Origin of the sequence: Flavobacterium kochi, assembly GCF_048286715.1 — a bacterium.
Lineage (GTDB): Bacteria > Bacteroidota > Bacteroidia > Flavobacteriales > Flavobacteriaceae > Flavobacterium.
The window spans coordinates 1-1,872 of sequence record NZ_JBLVPW010000071.1; the positions used below are offsets into that span (position 1 = coordinate 1).

Consider the following 1,872-nt stretch of genomic DNA (forward strand, 5'->3'; position numbering starts at 1 on the left):
ATCAGTCGCAGTCCAGGTTCTGGTTAGCGTATAGTTGCTGGCGCAGTTTCCGTCAGTTCTAACTTCGTTGAAAGTAACTTTAGGATCTGCATCACAATTATCAGTAGCGGTTAAAGTACTTGCAGCAGGAACTGCGGAACATTCTACAGTTACATTAGCAGGGGCTAGGCTCAATACCGGAGCAGTTTTATCCTGAATGGTAATCACTTGTGATTTAGAAGCCGTGTTGCCACAAACATCAGTCGCAGTCCAGGTTCTGGTTAGCGTATAGTTACTGGCACAGTCTCCTTCAGTTTTAACTTCGTTGAAAGTAACTTTAGGATCTGCATCACAATTATCAGTAGCGGTTAAAGTACTTGTAGCAGGAACTGCAGAACATTCTGCGGTTACATCAGCAGGGGCTTCGCTCAATAGCGGAGCAGTTTTATCCTGAATTTTTATTGTTTGAGTTGCTTTGGAAAAATTGCCACAAGCATCTGTAACGGTCCATGTTCTTGTAATAACTTTATTGCTTGGACAAGAACTAGCCGGAGTCAGACAAACACTGTTAAAATCAATGCTACCATTAACACTGGCTTGTTTTCTTGAATAGATAAACCAAGTTCCATTCATTGGGCCCGTAAGATTTTCAAAACTGGAAACATAAGAGGTTAACCCAGTGATTATATTTGGAGAAGTTGTTCCTCCGTTTGGAGTCATATTTTGATTTATTCCTTCTTGAATAAAATTAGCATTATTCCATTTGGTATAACCTGAGCTATTTGGATAAAATGTAGGTAAATACAATTCTTTAGTATTTGAGCTTGCATCATCACAATTTCCCCCAGAACAATATGGACCAACTAATATTACCCCTTGTCCACTAGGTGAAACTAAGGTGAATTCAGCTCTTCCTTTTCCTTGATTTGTTCCAAAGGATAAAGCGATTTTTTCAATATTACTTGCTGATAAATCATCGAATCCTGCAACAGTAAATGGAAAATAATTACCGCTTCCAGCATTTATTGATCCATTATTTTCTGTAACTCCAAAACATTCTGTATCCACATAAGTGGCTGTTGGATTGGAATCACAGGTATCATTCACATTGGCTACATTACCAGTAATAGTTGGGTTAGTATTTGCGATACAATTCTCACCACTATTTATTATAATGTTTGCAGGTGGTGTAAAAGTGGGAGCAGTATTGTCTTGAACTCTAATTGTCTGACTTACTGTTATGCTATGATTATTACTTTCATCAGTTGCATCCCAAGTGATTGTTCTGCTATATGCACCTACACAATTACCAGGAGTTGTTATATCAGATAGTATATTAACTGTAGCTGTTGAGCAATTATCTGTAGCTGTAGGAGCGGTGAATGAAGGAAGTGCGGGACAATTGATGGTCGAATTAGTGCCAGCTGCAGTAATTGAAGGAGCTGTAGTATCGGTAATTACTACATTTTGGGTAGCAGTGGAAGCATTTCCAACCGCATCGGTGAAAGTCCAAGTGATAGTGTGCGTTCCTTGAGTCGCATAAGTTAAAGCATCCGATGTTGTTCCGGTGATTGTACCAGAACAATTATCTGTAGTTACAGGAGCAGTAGCGGTAGCGCTACATTGTCCAGTTACATCAGCCAAAATAGGAACTACCGGTTTGGTAGTATCGGTAATTACTACATTTTGGGTAGCAGTGGAAGCATTTCCAACAGCATCGGTGAATGTCCAAGTGATGGTGTGCGTTCCTTGAGTAGTATAAGTTAAAGCATCTGATGTTGTTCCGGTAATTGTACCAGAACAATTATCTGTAGTTACAGGAGCAGTAGCGGTAGCGCTACATTGTCCAGTTACATCAGCCAAAACAGGAACTACCGGTTTGGTGGTATCAGT

1 protein-coding gene is annotated in these 1,872 nt (G+C 39.9%); it reads right to left on the reverse strand.

Annotation, left to right across the window (positions count from 1 at the left end; genetic code table 11):
• Positions 1-1,872 (reverse strand): PKD domain-containing protein (locus tag ACNQGH_RS21825; RefSeq protein WP_470303891.1); only part of this gene is annotated, 1,872 nt, incomplete at both ends.